9 protein-coding genes and 5 pseudogenes are annotated in these 20,348 nt (G+C 72.3%); 2 read left to right on the plus strand and 12 right to left on the minus strand.

The window, feature by feature from the left end; translation table 11 throughout:
- Positions 1-19 precede the first annotated feature (19 nt).
- A complete protein-coding gene (locus ACFJGX_RS18340; RefSeq protein ID WP_382324617.1) occupies positions 20-826 on the plus strand; it encodes an alpha/beta fold hydrolase in 807 nt (268 codons plus the stop codon).
- Positions 827-829: 3 nt separating this feature from the next.
- Positions 830-1,690: a serine aminopeptidase domain-containing protein gene (locus ACFJGX_RS18345; RefSeq protein ID WP_382324615.1), complete on the plus strand. Its 861-nt coding sequence runs from the start codon at positions 830-832 to the stop codon at positions 1,688-1,690.
- Positions 1,691-1,699: 9 nt separating this feature from the next.
- Here ACFJGX_RS18345 and ACFJGX_RS18350 read toward each other — a convergent pair whose 3' ends face one another.
- The 12 genes and pseudogenes from ACFJGX_RS18350 to ACFJGX_RS18405 all read right to left on the minus strand — a co-directional run.
- Positions 1,700-2,590: an alpha/beta fold hydrolase gene (locus ACFJGX_RS18350; RefSeq protein WP_382324613.1), complete on the minus strand. Its 891-nt coding sequence runs from the start codon at positions 2,588-2,590 to the stop codon at positions 1,700-1,702.
- The gene (locus ACFJGX_RS18355; protein WP_382158208.1) at positions 2,590-3,360 is read right to left on the minus strand and encodes an alpha/beta fold hydrolase; all 771 of its coding nucleotides are present in this window, start codon (positions 3,358-3,360) and stop codon (positions 2,590-2,592) included. The genes ACFJGX_RS18350 and ACFJGX_RS18355 overlap by 1 nt, the downstream gene beginning before the upstream one ends.
- A 90-nt stretch (positions 3,361-3,450) precedes the next feature.
- Positions 3,451-4,146, minus strand: a pseudogene (locus ACFJGX_RS18360) (phosphopantetheine-binding protein); the annotation flags it as partial.
- A pseudogene (locus ACFJGX_RS18365) lies at positions 4,133-6,292 on the minus strand (AMP-binding protein); the annotation flags it as partial. The pseudogenes ACFJGX_RS18365 and ACFJGX_RS18360, both read right to left, overlap by 14 nt.
- Positions 6,293-6,344: 52 nt before the next feature.
- Positions 6,345-6,671 carry a hypothetical protein gene (locus tag ACFJGX_RS18370; RefSeq protein ID WP_382326738.1) on the minus strand — a complete coding sequence of 109 codons (327 nt, stop codon included), beginning with the start codon at positions 6,669-6,671 and terminating at the stop codon, positions 6,345-6,347.
- The gene (locus ACFJGX_RS18375) at positions 6,668-8,488 is read right to left on the minus strand and encodes an SDR family NAD(P)-dependent oxidoreductase (RefSeq protein WP_382328736.1); all 1,821 of its coding nucleotides are present in this window, start codon (positions 8,486-8,488) and stop codon (positions 6,668-6,670) included. The genes ACFJGX_RS18370 and ACFJGX_RS18375 overlap by 4 nt, the downstream gene beginning before the upstream one ends.
- On the minus strand, positions 8,400-11,273 hold the full coding sequence (locus tag ACFJGX_RS18380; protein ID WP_382324611.1) for a type I polyketide synthase: 2,874 nt from the start codon (positions 11,271-11,273) through the stop codon (positions 8,400-8,402). Before ACFJGX_RS18380 ends, ACFJGX_RS18375 begins: the two co-directional genes overlap by 89 nt.
- A 37-nt stretch (positions 11,274-11,310) precedes the next feature.
- Entirely contained in the window at positions 11,311-12,258 is a 948-nt protein-coding gene (locus tag ACFJGX_RS18385) for an AMP-binding protein (RefSeq protein WP_382328737.1), read from the minus strand.
- Positions 12,259-12,328: 70 nt separating this feature from the next.
- Positions 12,329-14,716: pseudogene (locus tag ACFJGX_RS18390) on the minus strand (condensation domain-containing protein); the annotation flags it as partial.
- A complete protein-coding gene (locus ACFJGX_RS18395) occupies positions 14,713-15,624 on the minus strand; it encodes a beta-ketoacyl reductase (RefSeq protein ID WP_382326740.1) in 912 nt (303 codons plus the stop codon). The pseudogene ACFJGX_RS18390 and the gene ACFJGX_RS18395, both read right to left, overlap by 4 nt.
- A gap of 79 nt (positions 15,625-15,703) precedes the next feature.
- A pseudogene (locus ACFJGX_RS18400) lies at positions 15,704-19,999 on the minus strand (acyltransferase domain-containing protein); the annotation flags it as partial.
- A gap of 82 nt (positions 20,000-20,081) precedes the next feature.
- A pseudogene (locus ACFJGX_RS18405) lies at positions 20,082-20,306 on the minus strand (hypothetical protein); the annotation flags it as partial.
- Between the last annotated feature and the right edge of the window lie 42 nt (positions 20,307-20,348).

Here is a 20,348-nt window from a genome sequence, read left to right on the forward strand (position 1 = left end):
ACACCACCGATTCGATTCCATGGACCTTGCGATCAGACGTTTCGGCCGCCCCGGGCGGGAGATGGTGGGCGTGTACCAGACCGCCAGCAGCGGTGGCGCACCGCGCGCGCGCTTCCTGCTGTGCCGCCCGCTCGGCCAAGAGGCCGTGCGCACCGCGGCCATCTACCGTGTCGTGGGCGAACGGCTCGCGCGCGAGCGCTGTGAATCCCTGCGCTTCGACTACCACGGCACCGGCGACTCCCCCGGCAACGAGGAAGACCAGTCGCTCAGCGGCTGGCTGGACGACACCCTGGCCGCCCACGAGCAGCTGCAGGACGGCGATGGCGCGCCCGTGATCTGGTTCGGCATGGGCCTGGGCGCCACCCTCGCGCTGCGCGCGGCCCTGCGCGCGCGCAAGCCGCCCACGCAGCTCGTGCTGTGGGAACCGGTGCTCGACGGCCCCACCTACATGCGCCAGCTCATGGAAGGCCACCAGCGCGAACTGGTGCGCATGTTCCGCGTGCCCTGGGACCGGCTGCTCGCCAGCGACAAGGGGGTCGCCCCCGGCCTGCCGGGCGACCTGCTGGGCTTTCACGTCGGCCAGTCCCTCGCCGACGAACTGCAGAACCTGCGCGACGTGCAGGTGGCGCCCGCGCTGCGGCGCGGTGTGCGCGTGCTCTGCGCCGTGCCCGATGAACAGCGCGGGCATTTCGCCGACCTGGAGAACCACCCCGAATTCCGCCTGCACAATATCGGGCAGATCACCGACTGGATGTCCAGTCAGGCGATGGGCACGGCGATCGTCCCTCCGGACCTGCTGCGCGCCGTTCTCTCCACCCTCGACTGACCGATGGCCGAACACACCCTGACGCTGGGGATCGAAAACCACCTCGTCGCCACCTTCACCCCCGCCGACACGGGCTTCAACGGCGCGCCGCCCGTCGTGGCCCTGTTGACCAACTCCGGCGTGATCCCGCGCAGCGGGCCGCACCGCATGAACGTGCACCTCGCGCGCCGCCTCGCGGCCCAGGGCATTCCTTCGGTGCGTTTCGACATGAGCGGCCTGGGCGACAGCCGCCGCACCGCCAGCACCCTGCCGGTGGTCGAACAGTGGGTGGCCGACACGCGCTCGGTGATGGACGCGGCCCAGGCGCGCTTTGGCTGCGCGCGTTTCATGATGGTGGGGTTCTGTTCGGGCGCCGAGGTGGCGCACCTGGTGGCGCTGGAAGACCCGCGCCTGCGCGCCATCCTGCTGTGGGACCTCTACGCCTACCCGACGGCCGCCTCACGCACCCGGACCTTCTTCTACAAACTGCGCCGCGCGGGCCTGGCGGGCGCGGTGCGCAAGGCGGCCGACCGGCTGCTCGGCCTGTTCCGCGCCAGATCCACCGACGGCGATGGCGGCAACGGCAGCGGGCGCGCGGTGGAAGTGTCCCTGGCGCCACCGAAAGAGGTCTTCGGCCAGCGCATCCAGACCCTGAGCGACGGTGGCGTGGAGCTGCTGTTCGTCTACTGCGGCGGCGAGCCCGAGTGGTTCAACCACGCCGGCCAGTTCAAGGGCATGTTCGGCCAGTTCCCGTTCCACGAGAAGGTGGGCTTCAACTACCTGGAAGTGTCGGACCACCTGATCACGACACGCACCGCGCAGCAGGCCTTCCTGGCCATGACCGACGACTGGCTGACAAGCCGCGTGCTGCCTTCGAACCGCTGAACCGTTCGCTCAGCCCTTGGGCGGCGAGCGGAAGTTGGTCGCCTTCATCCACGTCTCCACCAGGCCGATCAGGCGGGCGCGGTTGGCCGACGACGCGAAGGTGTGGTCGCATTCCTTGAAGTACTCCAGCCACAGCTGGTCGCCGAAGGTCAACAGGGGGAAGGCGTCCAGCAACTGGCGGCGGTAGTTGTGCTGGCGCTGCCGGTCCGAGGTGAGCACGGCCAGCATCTGCACACCGCTGCCGAGCGCGCGGCCGTAGGCATTCTGCAGGAAGGCCTTGACCTTCGGATCTTCCAGCGACGGCCCCCGGGCCTCCACCTCTTCGGCCGGCGACCCGCCGGGCGCCTTGCGGCTCAGGCGGCGCCGCAGCGCGCGCCAGATCGGGTGGCGGCCCAGCATCAGGTTCAGCCAGGCGCGCAGGCCCAGGATGCGGTGGCCGTAGTGGTGCACGTAGTAGCCCAGGGTGCGCGGAATGGACGGGTCCATCAGCGCCACGCCCACCACGCGCTCGTCGGTGCCGGCGTAGATGATGGAATGGTCGGCGCCCGAGCACAGGCCCACCAGCACCACGCGCTGCACCTGGCGCGTGGCCTGCAGCATGTCCAGGATCTCGCGGATATCGGCCATGGTGGCGTCCAGCGGCGGCAGCGCATCGCTGCGCGCCTCGCTGTCGCCCAGGCCGGAGAGGTCGACCCGCAGCACACCGAAACCCGCGGCCGCCAGCGCGCGGGCCAGCAGCACGTGCATGCGGTTGGGGCCGACGCGGTGGATGATGCCGGCGTTGAGGATCACGACAAAAGGCGCGTCGGGCACGGCCGAGCGCGTGGACGCGGGCGTGATCACCCCGACCATGGATTTGCGGGGGCCCAGCAGCAAGGCCTGTTCGACGACGCGTTCCATCAGGCCAGCCACTCCACGACGCGCTGCAGCAGCTTGACGGGCACGGCGCCCGCGCCGGAATGCTGGTCCTCCAGCCAGGCGGGCTGGCTCTGGATGTGCTCGAAGGGCTGCGCGCCGGGCCGCGCCGTTTCGAGCGCGGTGCGCACGGCGTCCTGCCCGAGCACGTTTTCCGACACCACCATGAGCGTGCGCGCCGGCAGGCCGGGCGCGTGCTGCAGCAGGTCGATGGCCTGAAGCTCGGTGGCCAGGGCCACGGACATGGGAAAGCCCAGCAGCTCCCCGGCGTTCACCTTCAAGGCGCGCTCGCGGGCCACGGCCGCGTCCAGGCGCTGCAGGCCGGCCAGGTGATCGGCCCCCTGCACCACCGGATCCCACAGCACCACGGCATCCACGTCCTTGCGCCGCACCGGCGCCACGCGGGCCGCGAGCAGGCCACCCAGGCGCAGGCCCACCAGGCCCACGCGCTGCAGGCCGGCGGTGTCCTTGAGTTCGTCGATGGCGGTTTCCACGTCGGCCTGCCAGCCTTTCAGGTCGCCCTCGTTCGTGTCCCCGGCGGAATCGCCGGTGCCGTAATAGTCGAAACGCAGCACGTGCACGCCGGACTCGGCCAGCAGCCGGCCGAGCTGGCAGACGCTGCGGTGCGCGCGCAGGTACTCCGTGCCCCAGGGCGGGCAGATCACGACCCCGCGCGCCTTCCCGCCGCGCGCGTGCGCCGGCGTGTAGACGCCGAACAGGCGGCGCGAGCTCTCACCAAAAAACAGTGGCGTCATTCCTGGAGGCTTCCCTTTTCGGCGGCCGCGGTGGCGCACCACCTGACGCAGGTTCTGGAAGAACAATGTACGCGCATCCATGCGCCACCCCAACCGCTTTTCCACCGCCTGCGCCACGCGCAGCGACAGCAGGGAATGGCCGCCGAGTTCGAAGAAGTTGTCCTCGGCGCCCACGCGATCGACGTGCAGGATGGCGCGCCAGATCTCGGCCATGGCCTGCTCGTGGCCCGGCTCGGGTGCGACGAAATCGCGCGCGGCCTGCACCGCGTGGCGGAACGGGTCGGGCAGCGCGGCGCGGTCGACCTTGCCGTTGGGCGTGAGCGGGATCGCGTCCACCGCCGCCACCACCGACGGGATCATGTAATCCGGCAGCTGCTTGCGCAGGAAGCGGCGCACATCGCTGGCGGTCAGGTCTTCGCCCGGCTGGAACGCCAGGTAGGCCACCAGCCTCACATCGGCCGGGCCGGCCTCGCGGCCCATCACCACCGCCTGGCGCACGGCCGGGTGGGCGGACAGCGCGGTCTCGATCTCGCCCAGTTCGATGCGGTAGCCACGCACCTTCACCTGGTGGTCGAGCCGGCCCAGGTGGTGCAGATGGCCTTGCGCGTCCCAGCGCGCGAGGTCGCCGGTGCGGTACAGGCGCGCACCCGGCTCGCGGGCGAAGCGGTCGGCCACGAAGCGCTCGGCCGTGAGCTCCGCGCGCTCGTGGTAACCCGTCGGCAGCGCCGGCACCGCCGATGCACAGCTCACCGGGCACGCCGATCGGCACGGGCTCGCCGCGCGCATCGACCACGTAGACCTGCGTGTTCGCAATGGGCCGGCCGATGCGGATGGGCGCCGGCGAAGGCTCCACGCGCTGCACGGTGGACCAGATGGTGGTCTCGGTCGGGCCGTAGAGGTTCCACAGCTGGGCCACGCGCTCCAGCAGGCGGTCGGCCAGGTCGCGCGGCAGCGGTTCACCGCCGCAGAAGGCGCGCAAGGGGCGCGCCGGGGTCCAGTCGGTTTCGAGCAGCAGGCGCCAGGTGGCCGGCGTGGCCTGCAGCACCGTGGCCCCGCACGCGGCGAGCCAGTCGGCCAGCGCCGCGCCGTCGGTGACGGTGTCGCGCGAGGCGAGCTCGACCCGCGCGCCCACGGTCAGGGGCAGGTACAGCTCCAGACCGGCGATGTCGAACGACACCGTGGTCACGGCCGCGAGCACGTCGTCGGCGCCCAGGCCGGGCTGCAGCGCCATCGACGCCAGGAAGTTGGCCAGCGCGCCCTGCGGCACCACCACGCCCTTGGGGCGGCCGGTGGAGCCGGAGGTGTAGATCACATAGGCCGCGTCGCCGGCGCCGGCCGAGGGCGCCGGGTTCTCGCCACTGTGCGCGGCGATCGCGGCCGCGTCGGCCAGCGGGTCCACGCAGCGCACGCCTTCGGGTGCGCTCACGGCGTCGGCCGCCTCGCCCGCCGTGACCAGCACCTGCGCGCCGCTGTCTTCCAGCATGTAGGCCAGGCGCTCGGCGGGAAAGTCGGGGTCCAGCGGCACATAGGCCCCACCGGACTTGTGCACCGCCAGCAGCGCGATCAGCAGGTCCAGCGAGCGGTCCATGCAGATGCCCACGCGCACGCCGGGCCGCACGCCCAGGCCCTGCAGGTGGTGCGCGAGCTGGTTGGCGCGGCGGTTCAGCGTGGCGTAGTCCAGGGTCTGGCCCTCGAAGCCCGCCGCGGTGCGCGTGGGCAATTCGGCGGCCTGCCGCTCCAGGCGCTGGGCGAAGAGCGTGGTGTCCAGCGCCTGCGTGGTCTCGTTGAAGCCGTGCACGAGCTGTTCGCGCGCGGCCGGCGTGAGCAGGGGCAACTGGCTGATCGGTGCCTCGTGGTTCGCCACCGCGCCGCGCAGCAGGGCCTGCAGCTGCGAAGCGAGGCGCTCCATCATGCCGCTCGAGTAAAGGTCGCTGCGGTACTCCAGGCTGCAGACCAGCCGGCCGCCCTCCTCGCGCGCGAACCAGGTCAGCTCGTGCAGCGCACCACCGCCGGTGATGGCCAGGCCGCTCTCGCTGGTCGAGCCCTGGCTCTGGGCGTTGACGTTGTGCTGCACCACCGCCACCTGGAACAGCGGCGAGTGCTGGAACGAGCGCACCGGGCGCAGCCGCTCCAGCACGCTTTCGAAAGACACCTCGCGGTGCTCGTGCGCGTCCAGCAAGGCGCTGCGCGCGCGGCGCAGCAGTTCGCTGAAAGCCGGGTCGTCGCCGGCCTGCAGGCGCACCACCTGCAGGTTCACGAAGGGGCCGATCAGGTTTTCGAACTCGGCGCGCTCGCGCACGCCCATGGGGCTGCCCAGCAGCAGGTCGCCCTGCGCCGTGTGCGCGCGCAGCAGCGCGGCGGTGGCCGCCAGCAGCGCCATGTAGACCGTGGCGTTCTCGCGCCGCACCAGCTGGCGCAGGCCCGAGAGCAGCTCCGCGTCCAGCTCGAAGTCCACCGAGGCGCCCTTGGGCGGCGCGTCGGACAGCGGCAGGTCGGCGGGAAAGGCCGAGAGCTGGGGCGCGCCTTGCAGCGTGCGTTCCCACCAGTCCAGCCCGGCGGAGGTGTCGACCGCGTGGCGCTGCCAGGCGGCGTAGTCGGCGTACTGCAGCGCGGGCGCGGCGGCTTCGTCGCCACGCGGCGCCGCCAGCTCGGCCGCGATCTCGCGGCGCAGCACGTGCAGCGACCAGGCATCGACCGCGATGTGGTGCGCCGCGACCATCACCACCCAGCTGTCGCCGGCGGTGGCGTAGACCTCGAAACGCGCAGGCGTCTCGTGCGCCAGGTCGATCGGCGTGTGCACCACGCGCTCTACATCGGCGTCCACCTGCCATTTCTGTTCGGTCGGGGTCAGGTGCCGCAGGTCGTGCATGCGCACCTTGGGCACCTGCACGCGGCGGCCCGTGGGCTTGCCCTGTTCCTCGACGAACACCATGCGCAGGCCGAGCTGGCGCGCGTGCACGCGCTCGATCGCGGCCACCAGGGCTTCACCGCTCACGCCCAGGGGCGCGAGCCAGGTGGTCGGCGATCAGGTAGGTGGTGCTGTCGGGTTCGAGCTGCTGCAGGATCCACAGCCGCTCCTGGAACGGCGACAGGGGCAACGGCCCGTCGTGCGCCACGCCGGCCGCCGGCCCGGCGCCGGGGGCGCGGCGCTGCGCCAGCAGCGCGAGCAACTCGGTCTTGTGTTCACCGATGGCGTGTTTGAGGTCCTCGTCCAGGCGGCCTCGGGCCGCGCTCACGCGCAGGCGGCCTTCGTCCGCCGTCAATTCGACGCCCAGGCCTTGCAGCTGTGCCAGCAACTCGTGCGCGTTCAAAACTCGATCTCCTCCCGGTCCTCATCCCCAGCGCCGCTCTCGGGCTGGCCTGTGCTCCTGGCGCCCGATGCGCCCTGCGCCACCACTTTCGCCGCCAGTTGGCGGATGCTGGGGCCTTCGAACAGGTCGCGCAGCGACAGGCGCGCGCCGAATTGCTCTTCGATGCGCGCGATGATGCGGGTGCGCATCAGCGAATGCCCGCCCAGCGCGAAGAAGTCGTCGTCGAGCCCGATGTCGTCCACACCCAGCAGGTCGGCCCAGATGGCGCCGATGCGCGCCTCGATCTCGCTCGGGGCCAGCGCCTGCAGGTCCACTGGGGCGGCGGCGCCCGGCTCGGCCGAGGCGGGCGGGCTCTGCGTGGCCTCGCCCGAGGTGCGCAACCAGGCCTTCAAGGCCTCCACGTCGCGCAGCATGTCGGGCATGACCTGGCGGGTGACGTACACATGCGGCAGGCCGCTGGCGAGCACGCGCCCGAAAGCTTCAGCGCCCTCCTGCGGGCGGATGGCGTAGCGCAGCGCGGCGTGCGAGCTGTCGCCCCCCTGCGCGGCCGAGAAGCCGACGTCGCGCCACGAATCCCAGCCCACCGCGAGCACACGCTCGCTCGAGCGCGCGAGGCCGGACTTGGCGAACGCGTCCTGGAAGGCGTTGGCGGCCGAGTAGTCGGCCATGCCGGCCGAGCCGAAGGAGGTGCTGATGGACGAGCACATCATGAAGAAATCGAGCCCGGCGCCAGCGAGCACGCGGTCCAGCACCAGCGTGCCTTCGAGCTTGGGCCGCAGCACGGCCTCGATGCTTTGCGCCGTTTTCTCGAACACCGTGCCGGTGCCCAGCGCGCCCGCGGCATGCACCACGCCGTGCACCGCGCCGAAACGCGCGCGCGCCATGGCGACCACGGCCTGCATCTGCGCTTCGTCGGCCACGTCGGCCGAGCACAGCAGCACCTCGGCGCCCGCGGCTTCCATCGCGCGGATGCCGGCGATGCGCTCCTTCTGCGGCGCGGGCGTGTCTTTCGCCGCCAGCAGCGTGTCCCACTGCGCGCGGTCGGGCCAGGCCGAGCGCGACACCAGCACCAGCCGGGCCGCGCGCGCGGTGCGGGCCAGCCATTGGCCCAGCGTGAGGCCGATGCCACCGGCACCGCCGGTAACGAGGTAGGTGCCACCCTCACGCAGCGGCAGCGCGCCCGCGCCCGCGTCGGCGCCCAGGCGCTGCGGCGTGAGCGTGGGCGTCCAGCGGTGGCGCCCACGGTAGGCCACCACGCCGTCCGGATCGGGCCGGGCCGCTTCGGCGCGCAGCGAGGCGGCCAGCCGGGGCGCGGCCTCAGGCGTCCATTCGCTGCCCGCCAGATCGATCGCGCGGCAGTGCACGCCGGGCACGTCCAGCGGCAGGAGCAAGGCCGGGCCGAGCAGCAGCGCGCGCTCGGGCCGAACGGACTCGGTGCCCAGCACCGGCTCGCGGTCGCTGCTGAGCACCAGCACCGGCAGCGGCTGGGCGCGCTTCACGCCACCCAGCGCGCGCGCCAGGCAGATCAGCGCGTCGAAGGCCTGGCGGCGGCCTTGCGGCAGTGCGGCGTCCAGGGCGCCGGCCATCAGCGGCGCATCGGGCGCCACGTTCCAGGCGTGCAGCACGCAGGCCAGCGGTGCCTCGCCCAGGGCGCCGAACAGTTGATCGTGGTCGGCCTGAGAACTGGGCGCCACCTCGTAGTGCGTGGCGGAGACCTGCCGGAACACGTCACCGGTGGTCACCGAGACCACCTCGGCGCCCTGCCCGGCCAGCGCGCTCGCCAGGGCCTGTGACGCGGCATCGTCGCCCCGGAACACCAGCCAGCGGCCCTGGGCCTCGGTGGACGGCGACAGAGCGGTCGGCAAGGCGCCCGCGCGTTGCCAGGAAGGTTCCCAGAACCAGTCGTCGACGGGCCGCTGCACGGCGGCCTCCGCCACCGGGGCCGCCGCCTTGGGGGGCGCGGCCTTGGGCGCCGCCGGGTCCACCGCGTGGCGCTTGCGTTCGAACGGGTAGGTGGGCAGCGGCACGCGGTGCGGCCGCACCGGGCCGTGCAGGCCGGCCCAGTCGAGCGACACGCCCGCGAGCCAGAGGCGGCCGGCGGCGTCGAGCACCGCCTGCGAGCCCTGGCGGGCGTCGCGTGCATTGCCCATGGACAGGCTGGTGCGGCGCACGCCTTCCACGCCCAGCGTCATGCCCGCCAAGGTGCGCCAGCGAGCGGCCGGGGCCGACCTCGAGCAGGTGCAGCGAGGCATCGGCCGCCAGCGTGCGCACGCCGGCCTCGAACAGCACGGCGCGGCGCAGGTGCTCGGCGTAGTACGCGGGCGAGGTGGCCTGGGCCGGTGTGATCCACAGGCCGGTGACGTTGGACACGTAGGGCACGCCGGGCGCGGCCAGGGCCATCTTCTCGACCAGCGCGGTGAACGGCGCGAGCACGCCTTCCATCATCGAGGAATGGAACGCGTGCGAGGTGTGCAGCGGCTGGGCGTCGATGCCCTGCTCCTTCAGTTGTTTGAGGCAGGCGTCGAGCACTTCGTGCGGGCCGGAGATGGCGCACAGGCCAGGCGCGTTCACCGCCGCGATCTCCAGCGTGCCGGCCGGCGTGGCCAGCCACTTCTGCAGCTCGGAAGCGCTGAGCTGCACCGCCGCCATGCCGCCGGGCGCCATGCCCTGCATCAGCTGGCCGCGCGCGGCCACCAGGGTGAGCGCATCGGCCAGCGACATCACGCCGGCCAGGTGGGCCGCCACGTACTCGCCGATGCTGTGGCCCAGCATCGCGGCCGGGCGCACGCCCCACGACTGCCACAACGTCGCCAGCGCGTACTCGGTGACGAACAGCGCCGGCTGGGCGTAGCGGGTTTCGTTGATGGTGAGGTCGCCCGCGGGGGCGAACAGCACTTCGCGCAGGTCGCGGCCCAGGGGCTCGCGCAGCAGCTCGGCGCAGCGGTCGATCGCATCGCGGTACACGGCGTGTTGCGCGTACAGGTCGGCGCCCATGCCGGCGAACTGGCTGCCCTGCCCGCTGAACAGGAAGGCCACCGGGCGCTCGCCGCCTTCGTGGCGGGCCGTGTGCACCGGGGCGCGCTTGGGCGCACCGAGCGCGGCCACCGCGTCGGCGGCGGTCGCGGCCACCAGGGTGCGGCGGTGCGGGAAGGCACGCCGGCCTTCCTGCAGCGTCCAGGCCACGTCGCGCAGGTCCTGCGCCGCGCCGGGCCCGGCGAGGTGCTCGCGCAGGCGCTGCGTGGCGGCTTCGAGCGCGGCCTCGCTGCGCGCGGACAGCACCAGCAATTGCGGTTGGCCTTTGGTTTCTGCGCGCTCCAGCTCGGGCGCTTCCTCCAGCACCACGTGGGCGTTGGTGCCACCGATGCCGAAGGAACTCACGCCCGCGCGGCGCGGCGCATCCCCCGCTGGCCAGGGCGCGGCCTGGGCGCTGGCGGTGAACGGCGAGCGGTCCAGGCCGAGCTGCGGGTTGGCCTGGCGGAAGTTCACCAGCGGCGGCAGCTCGCGGTGCTGCAACGCCAGCACGGTCTTGATGAGGCCGGCCACGCCGGCGGCGGCGTCGAGGTGGCCCAGGTTGGCCTTGAGCGAGCCCAGGCGGCAGAAGCCCTGGTCGGCGGTTCCGGCCTCGAACACCTGGCGCAGCGCCGCGATCTCGATCGGGTCGCCCAGCGGCGTGGCGGTGCCGTGCGCCTCCAGGTAGCCGATGCTGCGCGGCTCCACGCCGGCCAGCATCTGCGCCGTGGCGATGGCCTCCACCTGGCCGTCCACGCTGGGCGCGGTGTAGCCGGCCTTGCCGGCGCCGTCGTTGTTGATGGCCGCGCCGCGGATCACGGCATGGATGGTGTCGCCATCGGCCAGCGCATCGGCCAGGCGCTTGAGCACCACGATGCCGGCACCGGCGCCGGGCCGCGTGCCCTTGGCGTCCACGTCGAACGGCCGGCAGTGGCCGTCGGGCGAGAGGATCATGCCCTCCTGGAACAGGTAGCCCCCGCGCTGCGGGAAGTTCACCGACACGCCACCGGCCAGCGCGATGTCGCACTCGTGCCGCTCCAGCGCGCGGCAGGCCACCTGCACCGCCACCAGCGAGGTCGAGCAGGCGGTCTGCAGCGTCATGCTGGGTCCGTGCAGATCCAGCTTGTAGGACACGCGCGTGCAGAGAAAGTCCTTGTCGTTGCCCAGCATGAGCTGGTAACCGCCGACCGAGGCGGCCAGCGCCGGGTCGCGCAGGATCTGCGACAGCAGGTAGGTGTTCATGCTGGCGCCGGCGTAGACGCCGACGGCCTGCGCGATCGCGCCGGGCGCGTAACCCGCGTGCTCCAGCGCCTCCCAGGCGCACTCCAGGAAGATGCGCTGCTGCGGGTCGATCACCTGCGCCTCGCGCGGCGACATGCCGAAGAAGCCGGCATCGAAGTGGTCGGCGTTCTCCAGCACCGTGCCCTTGCGCACGTACTGAGGCTGCGCGCTCAGGGCCGGGTCCACGCCGGCGCCGTGCAGGTCGGCGTCGCTGAACGGTTCGAGCGACTCGACGCCCTCGCGGATGTTCCGCCAGAACGCGTCCAGATCGCGCGCGCCCGGGAAGCGCCCCGCCATGCCGACGATGGCCATGGCGTGCTCGGGAAATTTCTCGCTGGGACCCATCCCCTTACCCCTGAATCTGTTTGGCGGCGCGCGCGCGGGCGCGCTCCAGCGCCCCACTGGCGCCCACCGGTGTTGACATGCGTTCGGCCTGGGCGGCCACGGTGGTGCGCTGGAACAGCTCCACCAGCGGGAACTCTTTCCCGAACTCGCGCTGCATCGCCGACTGCAGCCGGACCAGCAGCAGCGAGTGGCCGCCGAGGTCGAAGAAGTTGGCGTGCAGGCCCACGCGCTGGGTGTTCAGCACCTCGCGCCAGAGCGCGGCGACCTGGCGCTGCACCGGCGTCATGAGGGCCTCGTCGGCGACGTCGGCCGCCTCGTCCATCACCAGCGCCGGCGCCGGCAGGGCCTTGCGGTCCACCTTGCCGTTGGGCGTGAGCGGCAGCGCCTCCAGCACCATGAAGAGGTTGGGCACCATGTACTCGGGCAGCTGCACGCGCAACGTGGCGCGCGCGGCCTCGGTCTCGAAAGTGGCGCCGGGCTGGCTCACGACATAGGCCACCAGGCGCTGATCGCCGGGCGTGTCCTCGCGCACGTGCACCACGCAGTCCTTGATGCCCTCGTGTTTCGCGAGCACGGTTTCGATCTCGCCCAGCTCGATGCGAAAGCCGCGCACCTTGACCTGGTGGTCGCGCCGGCCGACGAACTCCATGCGGCCGTCGGCCAGGAAGCGCACCACGTCGCCGGTGCGGTAGACCCGCGTCGGTCCCACGCCGGGCAGGTCCAGTGTCACGAACTTCTCGGCCGTCAGGTCGTCGCGGTTGCGGTAGCCGCGCGCCAGGCCGTCGCCACCGATGCACAGCTCGCCGCCCACGCCCACCGGCGCCGGCAGGCCCGAAGGCTCCAGCACATAGACCTGGGTGTTGGCGATCGGGCGCCCGATGGAGATCGCGCGCTGCGTGTCGGTGACGCGCCAGACCGTGGACCAGATGGTGGTCTCGGTCGGGCCGTACATGTTCCACAGCTCGCCGCCGGTGGCGCAGCAGCTTGTCGGCCAGGTCACGCGGCAGGCCTTCGCCGCCGCACAGCATCTTCAGACCGGGCCGGCCTTGCCAGCCGCTTTCCAGCAGCAGGCGCCAGGTGGCCGGCGTGGCCTGCAGCAGCGTGGCCTCGGACCGGTCGAGCAGCGCCGCCAGGCGCACGCCGTCGAGCGCGGTCGCGCGCGAGGCCAGCACCACCGTGCCACCGACCGTGAGCGGGCCGTGGATTTCCAGGCCCGCGATGTCGAACGACAGTGTGGTCACCGAGACGAAGCGGTCCTGCGCGGTGATGCCCGGCTCGCGGTGCATGGACAGCAGGAAGTTCACCACCGCGCGGTGCTCCAGCATCACGCCCTTGGGGCGGCCGGTGGAGCCGGAGGTGTAGATCACGTAGGCCAGGTCGCCGCAAGCCGCCAGGGGCGCCGGGTCGGCGGCCGGCTGGGCCGCGAGCGTGGCGGCATCGCGGTCCATGCAGACCGCTCGGATGCCGGTAGGCAGGCCTTCGGCCTGGGTCGACTGGGTCACGACGATGGACAGCTCCGCGTCTTCCATCATGTAGTCGATGCGGTCCTTGGGGAACGCCGGGTCGAGCGGCACGTAGGCCGCGCCGGCCTTGAGCACGCCCAGCACCGCGACCACCATGTCTTCGCTGCGCTCCATCCACACCCCGACCAGCGACTCGCGCCCCGCGCCCAGGGCGCGCAGGTGGTGGGCCAGCTGGTTGGCCCGGGCGTTGAGTTCGGCGTAGCTCAGCGCCACGTCCTCGAACTGCAGCGCCACCGCGTCGGGCGTGCGCCGGGCCTGCGCCTCGAACAGGCCGTGCACGGTCTGCTCGGTCGGGTACGGCATGGTGGTGGCGTTCCAGTCCAGCAGCAGCTGGCGCTGTTCGCCGTCCGTCAGCAGGGCGAGTTCGCTCACGCGCGCGTCCGGCCGCTCCACGAAGCCTTCGAGCAGCTTGCGGTAGTGGTTGAGCATGCGCTCGATGGTCGAGACGTCGAACAGGTCGGTGTTGTATTCGAAGTAGCAGCGCAGGCCGTGCACGATGTCGAACACGTCGACGGACAGGTCGAAGCGCGAGGCGGTCACGTCCAGGTCCACGCTGTCGCAGCGCAAGCCGGGCAGCTCCAGGCTGGTCATGGACAGGTTCTGCAGCACGAACAGCACCTGGAACAGCGGCGAGTGGTCCAGCTCGCGGCGCGTGCCCAGCTCGTCGACCAGCATGTCGAACGGCATCTCCTGGTGCGCGTAGGCCCGCAGCGCGCGCTCGCGCACGCGGACCATGAGTTCGCGCACCGTCGGGTCGCCGTTCAGGTCGGCGCGCAGCACCAGGTTGTTGGCGAAGAAGCCGATGGTGTGCTCGACCTCGGAGCGGTTGCGGTTGGCGATGGCCGAGCCGATGGCGATGTCGGTCTCGCCGCTGTAGCGGTGCATGAGCACCTGGAAGGCCGAGAGCATCACCATGAACAGCGTCGTGCCCTCGGCGCGGCCGAAGGCCTTGAGGCGGTCGGAGAAGGCGGGCGTGAGCTGCAGCGCGCAGCGCGAGCCGTGGGTGGTCTGCACCGGCGGGCGGGGCCGGTCGGTGGGCAGCTGCAGCATCGACGGCAGGCCGGCGAGTTCGCGCTTCCAGAACGCCAGGTGCTCGTCGATCGCGCCCTGCGCGAAGGCGCGGCGCTCCCATTCGGCGTAGTCGTAGTACTGGATGGGCGGCTCGACCACCGTCACTTCGTGGCCGGTCGCCAGGCGCGAATACAGGTCGCGGAACTCCAGCATGAAGATGCCGAGCGACAGGCCGTCGGACACGATGTGGTCCAGCGCGAAGGCGAACACCTGCTGCTGCCCGCTCTCGCGGATCAGGCCGGCATGAATCAAGGGCGCCTGCGACAGGTCGAACGGGCGGCGCGCGATGCTTTCGATGGCCTGCTTGCACGCCGCGTCGCGCGCGGCGCCCTGCAGGTGCGAGATGTCGATGCGGTCCAGGTGCACGCGGGCGTTCGGGTCGATCACGAAACGCGGCTCGCCCTGCACCGAGATGAAGCGCGTGCGCAGGCTTTCGTGCCGCGCCACCAGCACCGCCAGCACGCGCTCGAGCACGGCCTCGTCCAGCGGCCCGGTGATGCGCAGGGACGCCGCGATGTTGTAGGCGTGGCTGGTGGGGTCCATCTGGCGCAGGAACCACAGCCGCTGCTGGGTGTGCGAGATCGGCATGTCGGCCTGGCGCGGCACGCGCTCCAGCGCCGGCAGCACCGAGCGGGCGGGCGCGGTGCCGTGCGCCGCCAGGTAGGCCTTGACCTCGTCCTTGCGCCGCCCGAGTTCCTCGCGGAGTTCGGCCGTCACCGCGCCTTTGGGCGCGTTGACGCTGAGCCGGTCTCCGTCGAGTTTCAGATGGATGTCCAGCCCTTGAAGCCGCTTGATCAACTCAACGGTATCGCTCACAACGTGAGTTCCTCCCGGCTGTCGGCGTCGGAGGCATCCGAGGTGTCGTCATCGCCATAGAGGCTGTTCAGGTGGGTCGCCATCTCGCCCACCGAAGGCCATTCGAAGGCGGCCGTGGCGGCCACGCTGCGGCCCAGCGCCTGTTGCAGGCGGTTGCGCAGTTCCACCGAGGTGAGCGAGTCCAGGCCCAGCGCGGTGAAGGTCTGGTCCACCGGGATCGATTGCGGCGAACCCGCCAGGCCCAGCACGGTGGCCAGCTCGCGGCGCACCAGCGTCACGAGCTGTTCGCGCCGCTCCTTGGCCGGCAGGCTGGCGTAGTCCACGCGCGCGGCGCTGCCCTGGGCCTGGCCACCGCCGCGGTTCTGCGCGGCCGCGAGCAGGTCCGACAGGAGCCTGGGCGCCTGCCCGGCCGGCATCTGCTGGCCCAGCAGCGCCCAGTCGATCGGCGCGACCGAGCTGCGGGTGGCGTTGTCGCGCAGCAGCACGCTCAGCGCCTGCATGCCTTCGGCCGGCGACAGCGAGGCCAGGCCTTGCGCACCCGCCTTGGAGACCGTGCCGGCCCGCACCGCCATGCCCACCTCGCTCCACGCGCCCCAGTTGACGCTGAGGGCGGAGCGGTCCGCGTCACGGCGCTGGCGCGCCAGCGCATCGAGAAAAGCGTTGGCCGCCACGTAGTTGCCCTGCCCCGCCGAGCCGAACACGGCCGACAGCGAGGAGTAGAAGACCACGAAGTCGGGCCGGTGACCGGCGCGCTCCAGGGCCACGCTCAGGCGCCACGCGCCGTCGGCCTTGGGCCCCATCACGGTGGCGAAGCGTTCCGGCGTCTGCTTGATGAGCACGCCGTCGTCGAGCACCGCCGCGCCGTGGATGACACCGCCCAGCGCGGGCATGTCCTTCAGGGCGGCCATGAGGCGCGCGATGCCGTCGGCCGTGCGCAACGTCGGCCGAGACAGTCTTCACGCTCACGCCCTCGGCTTCCATGGCCGCGATGGCGTCGCGCGCGGTCGCATCGGGTTCGCTGCGACCGGCCAGCAGCAGGTGGCGGGCGCCCTCGCCGGCCAGCCATTGGCCTGCCAGCAGGCCCAGGCCCTTGAGGCCGCCGGTGACGAGGTAGGTGGCGTCGTCGCGCACCGCCTGCGTGACCTTGCGCGGGTCCACGCGGTGGCGGAACACCACGCGGCCGATGTGCTTGGCCTGCGCCATGTAGCGGAAGGCGTCGGGCGCGTTTTCGAACGGGAAAGTGGTGCAAGGCAGCCACGGCAGCACGCCCGACTCGATCTCCTGCAGCACGCGCGTGAAGATCTGGCCCACGATCTCGGGGGTGTCGCGCGCGTTGTCGTTGCAGTCCACGATGTGGTACTCGATGCCCCGGTTGAGCTCGGCCACGCGCTCGTGCGTCCACAGGCCGCGCTTGCCGATCTCGAGGAAGACGCCGCCGTCGGACAGGCATTCGAAGCTGCGATCCAGCAGCTGGCCGGCCAGCGAGTTGAGCACCAGGCGCACACCCTTGCCTTCGGTGATGCGGGCGATCTCGTCGGCGAACGAGTCGCTGCGCGAGTCCAGCGGGTGGTGCACCCCGAGGCGGCGCAGTTCCTCGCGCTTCTCGGGGCTGCCGGCGGTGGCGAAGATTTCCGCGCCCGCGCGGCGGGCCAGCGCGATGGCGGCCATGCCCACGCCGCCCGCGCCCGAGTGGATCAGCACGCGGTCGCCCTTGCTCATCTTGCCCAGCAGGTTGAGTGTGATGTCGGCGGTGAGGTAGGCGGTGGGGATCGCGGCGCCCTGCTCGAAGCTCACGCCGTCGGGCAGCGGTGCGACGAATTCCCAGCGCGCGATCGCGTGGCTGGAGAAGGCGCCTTCGAGCATGGCGACCACGCGGTCGCCGACCTTGAACTGCGTCACGCCCTCGCCCACGGCCACGACCTCACCCGAGGCGTCGCTGCCCAGGTGGCGGATCTCGCCGGGGTACATGCCCAGCGCGCTGAGCACGTCGCGGAAGTTCAGGCCGCTGGCGCGCACCCGGATCTCGACCTCGCCTTTACCGGGTGCGCGGCGCTCCAGCGTGCCCAGGGTCAGGTTTTCGAGCGTGCCGCGCTCGGTGATGTTCAGGCGGATCGGCGCGTCGTCGATGTGCGGCGCGTTGGAGCGCGGCTGGCGCGCCAGGCGGGCGGCGTAGCGCACGCCCTTGCGCAAGGCGACCTGGTTCTCTTCGCTGCCGGACAGCATTTCGTCGAGCAGCAGGCGCGCGTCGCTGGGCGTGGCTTGCGGATCGAGGTCCACCAGGGTCACGCGCAGCTCGGGGTGCTCGGTCGCGGCCACCCGCGCCAGGCCGGCCACCGGGGCCTGCGTGATGCGCAGTTCCTCGGTGCCGTCCACCGACTGGCTGCCGGCGGTGGCGATCCACAGGCGCGGCGCCGACGGCAGCCCGGCCTGCGCCAGGGCCTGCAGGGTCAGCAGCGCGGCGTCCACGCCGAAGCGCTGCACCGCGCTGGGCAGGTCGTCGTCGCGCAGCGCCGGCACGCGCAGCGGCCACAGCGACACCACGCCACGCAACGCGCCACTCTCGGCGGCCTTGGCGATCAGGCGGGCGTACTCGCCGGCCTGGGTCTCGTCGATCACCGTGGCGCCCGCTCCGGCCGCGCTGCCCGAAGGCAGCACACGGAGGGCCTGGCCACCGCGCTGGGCGATCTCGTCGGCCAGCCGCTGGCCACGGCCCTGGCCTTCGTCGAACACCAGCCAGGTGCCTTCGGCGGTGGCGGGCTCGGCCACCAGGGCCTCGGGCTTCCATTGCAGTTCGTAGAGCCAGTCGGCCACCTGCGCGTCCACGCGCTGGCGGAACAACTCGCGGCTGGCGCGGCGGCAGCGCAGGCCTTCGAGCAGGGCCACGGGCTGGCCGTCGGGCGTCTCGATGTGCACGTCGAGCACCAGCATGTCGCTGTGCGGCGGCGCCGGGCGCACGCGCGCATGGCTGCGCAGCGTGGCGGTGGGCGTGGCGTTCCAGAGGTAGCGGTCCACACCGATGGGCAGGTAGAAACGGCCGTCGTTGGCGCTGGGCAGCGTGTCCATGGCGACCGCCGAGGTGTGGAAGCAGGCGTCGAGCAGCGCGGGGTGCATCAGGTACTTGCCGGCATCGGCCTGGACCGCGTCGGTCAGCACGATCTCGCCGATGGCCTCGCCCTCGCCGCACCAGACGCGGCGCATGCCGCGGAAGCCGGCGCCGAAATCGACGCCCAGCTTGCGCACCTTCTCGTAGAACGGCGCGACCTCGACCTCGTTGGTCAATCGCTTCGCCGCGTCGGCCACGGGCGACACCGGCACCGCCTCGACCGGGCCACGCAGCGGCTCGGCGCTGGCGTGCTGGGTCCATTCGGCGTCGGGCCGCTTCGCGTCGCGGCTGAACACCCGCACGCGCGAGGGCGCACCGCCCAAAGCCTTGTCCACCGAGACCTGCATGAGCCGCTGTTCGCCGTCGAGCAGGGGCATGGGTTCGCCGATCTCCACCGCCGTGAGCCCGGTGACGGCCGGGTCGGCCTGCCGCGCCCCGGCCAGGGCGGCTTCGAGGTAGGCGGTCAGCGGCATCACGGCCTCGGACGCGATCACGTGGTCCACCACCCAGGCCGGGCTGGTGGCGTCCACCGTGCGTTCGAACTGCGCGGCCACACCGGCCACGTTCAGGCGCTCGCCGAGCAGGTCGTGCACGGAGTCGCCGGCCACTCGGCGGGCGCGCGGCGCGAAGGGCACCAGGTAGGCCTGGCGCTGGAAGGGGTACAGCGGCAGCTCCAGGCTGTGGCGCACGCCCGGGCCCTGCACCGCCGTCCAGTTCAGTTTCGCGCCACGCACATACAGGCGCGCCACGCTGTCGAGCATCTGTTCCCAGCCGCCCTTGCTGCGCTTGAGCGAGGGCAGCCAGTCGGTCGCCGTGCCTTCGGGCACGCACTGCATGCCCAGGCCGATGAGCGTGGGGTTGGGCCCGACTTCGAGGTGCACGTCGCACTGCGTGGCGGCCAGCGCGCGCGCGCCGCTCTCGAAGGCCACCGGTGCGCGCACATGGCTGGCCCAGTAGTCGGCCATGCGGGAGCCCCATTTCGCCCAGTCCATGGGCGCGCCGTCGAGGTTGGAGATCCAGGTGAGCGTGGGCGCCGAGTGGGTCACGCTGGCGGCGAGCTGGCGGAATGCTTCCACCATGGGGTCCATCAGCGGCGAGTGGAAAGCGTGCGACACCGACAGCGCCTGCGTGCGCACGCCCTGCTCGGCCAGGCGCGCCGCGATGGCCGTCACCTCGGCGCCGGCACCGGCGATCACCAGGTTGCCCGGCGCGTTGAAGGCGGCGACCGACACCTTGTCGGCGTGCGGCGCGATCTCGCGCTGCACCAGCGCCGCGTCGCCCTGCACCGCCACCATGGCGCCACCGGCCGGCAGCGCCTGCATCAGGCGGCCCCGGGCCGCGATCAGGCGCGCGCCGTCTTCCAGGCTGAACACGCCCGCGACCACGGCGGCGGCGAACTCGCCCACGCTGTGGCCGATCACCACCGTGGGCTCGATGCCCCAGCTGCGCCAGGTGGCCGCGAGCGCGACCTCGATGGCGAACAGCGCGGGTTGCGTGAAACCGGTCTGGTCCAGGCTGCCACCGGTCTCCTCGAACATCACCTCGCGCAGCGGCCGGCCCAGCAAGGGGTCGAGCACGGCCGCGCAGCGGTCGATCGTGGCCTTGAACACGGGCTCGGCGTCGTAGAGCTCGCGGCCCATGCCGACGTACTGCGCGCCCTGCCCGGTGAAGAGGAAGGCCACGCGGTTGCGGCCGCTGGCCGAGACGGAACCCTGCACGGCCGACTGGCCGGTGCTGGCGAGTTCGCGCAGCTGGGCCAACATGCCGGCGCGGTCGGCCGCGACCAGCACCGTGCGCAGCAGGTGGTGTGAACGGCCGATGGCGGCGGTGGCGCACACGTCGGCCAGGGCATCGGTCGGGCGTTGTTCCAGGTGGTCGGCGTAGCGCTGCGCCAGCGCCTGCAGCGCCGCGTCGTTCTTGGCCGACAGCGGCATGGCGTACAGCGGCCGCGCGGGCGCGGCGGCCAGCGCGGGCGCGGCGGGCGGCTCGGCCACCAGCACGTGCGCGTTCATGCCGCTGAAGCCGAAGGCGCTGGCGCCGGCGATGCGGCGCGCGTCGCCCACCGGCTTCCAGTCGTGCAGCGCGGTGCTCACGCGCACCGGCAGTGTGTCCCAGGGGATGGACGGCGTGAGCTGCTTCACATGCAGGCTGGCGGGCAGCTTCTGGTGGCGCAGCGCCATCACCAGCTTGATCACGCTGGCGCACGCCGGAGGCGGCTTCGAGGTGGCCGATGTTGGATTTGACCGAACCGACCTCGAAGGGCTGGTGCATGGCGCGGCCTTCGCCGTACACGGCGGCCAGCGCCTCGACCTCGATCGGGTCACCCAGCGAGGTGCCGGTGCCGTGGGCCTCGACGTAGCTCACGTCGGTGGGTTTGAGGCGGGCCGAGGCCAGCGCCTGGCGCACCACTTCCTGCTGAGCCAGGCCGTTGGGCACGGTCAGGCCGCTGGAGCGGCCGTCCTGGTTGATCGCCGAGCCCGGGATCACGCCCAGGATGCGGCGGCCGTTGCGCCACGGCGTCGGACAGGC

This window comes from Hydrogenophaga sp. UC242_50, assembly GCF_042697355.1.
Taxonomy (GTDB): Bacteria; Pseudomonadota; Gammaproteobacteria; order Burkholderiales; family Burkholderiaceae_C; genus Hydrogenophaga.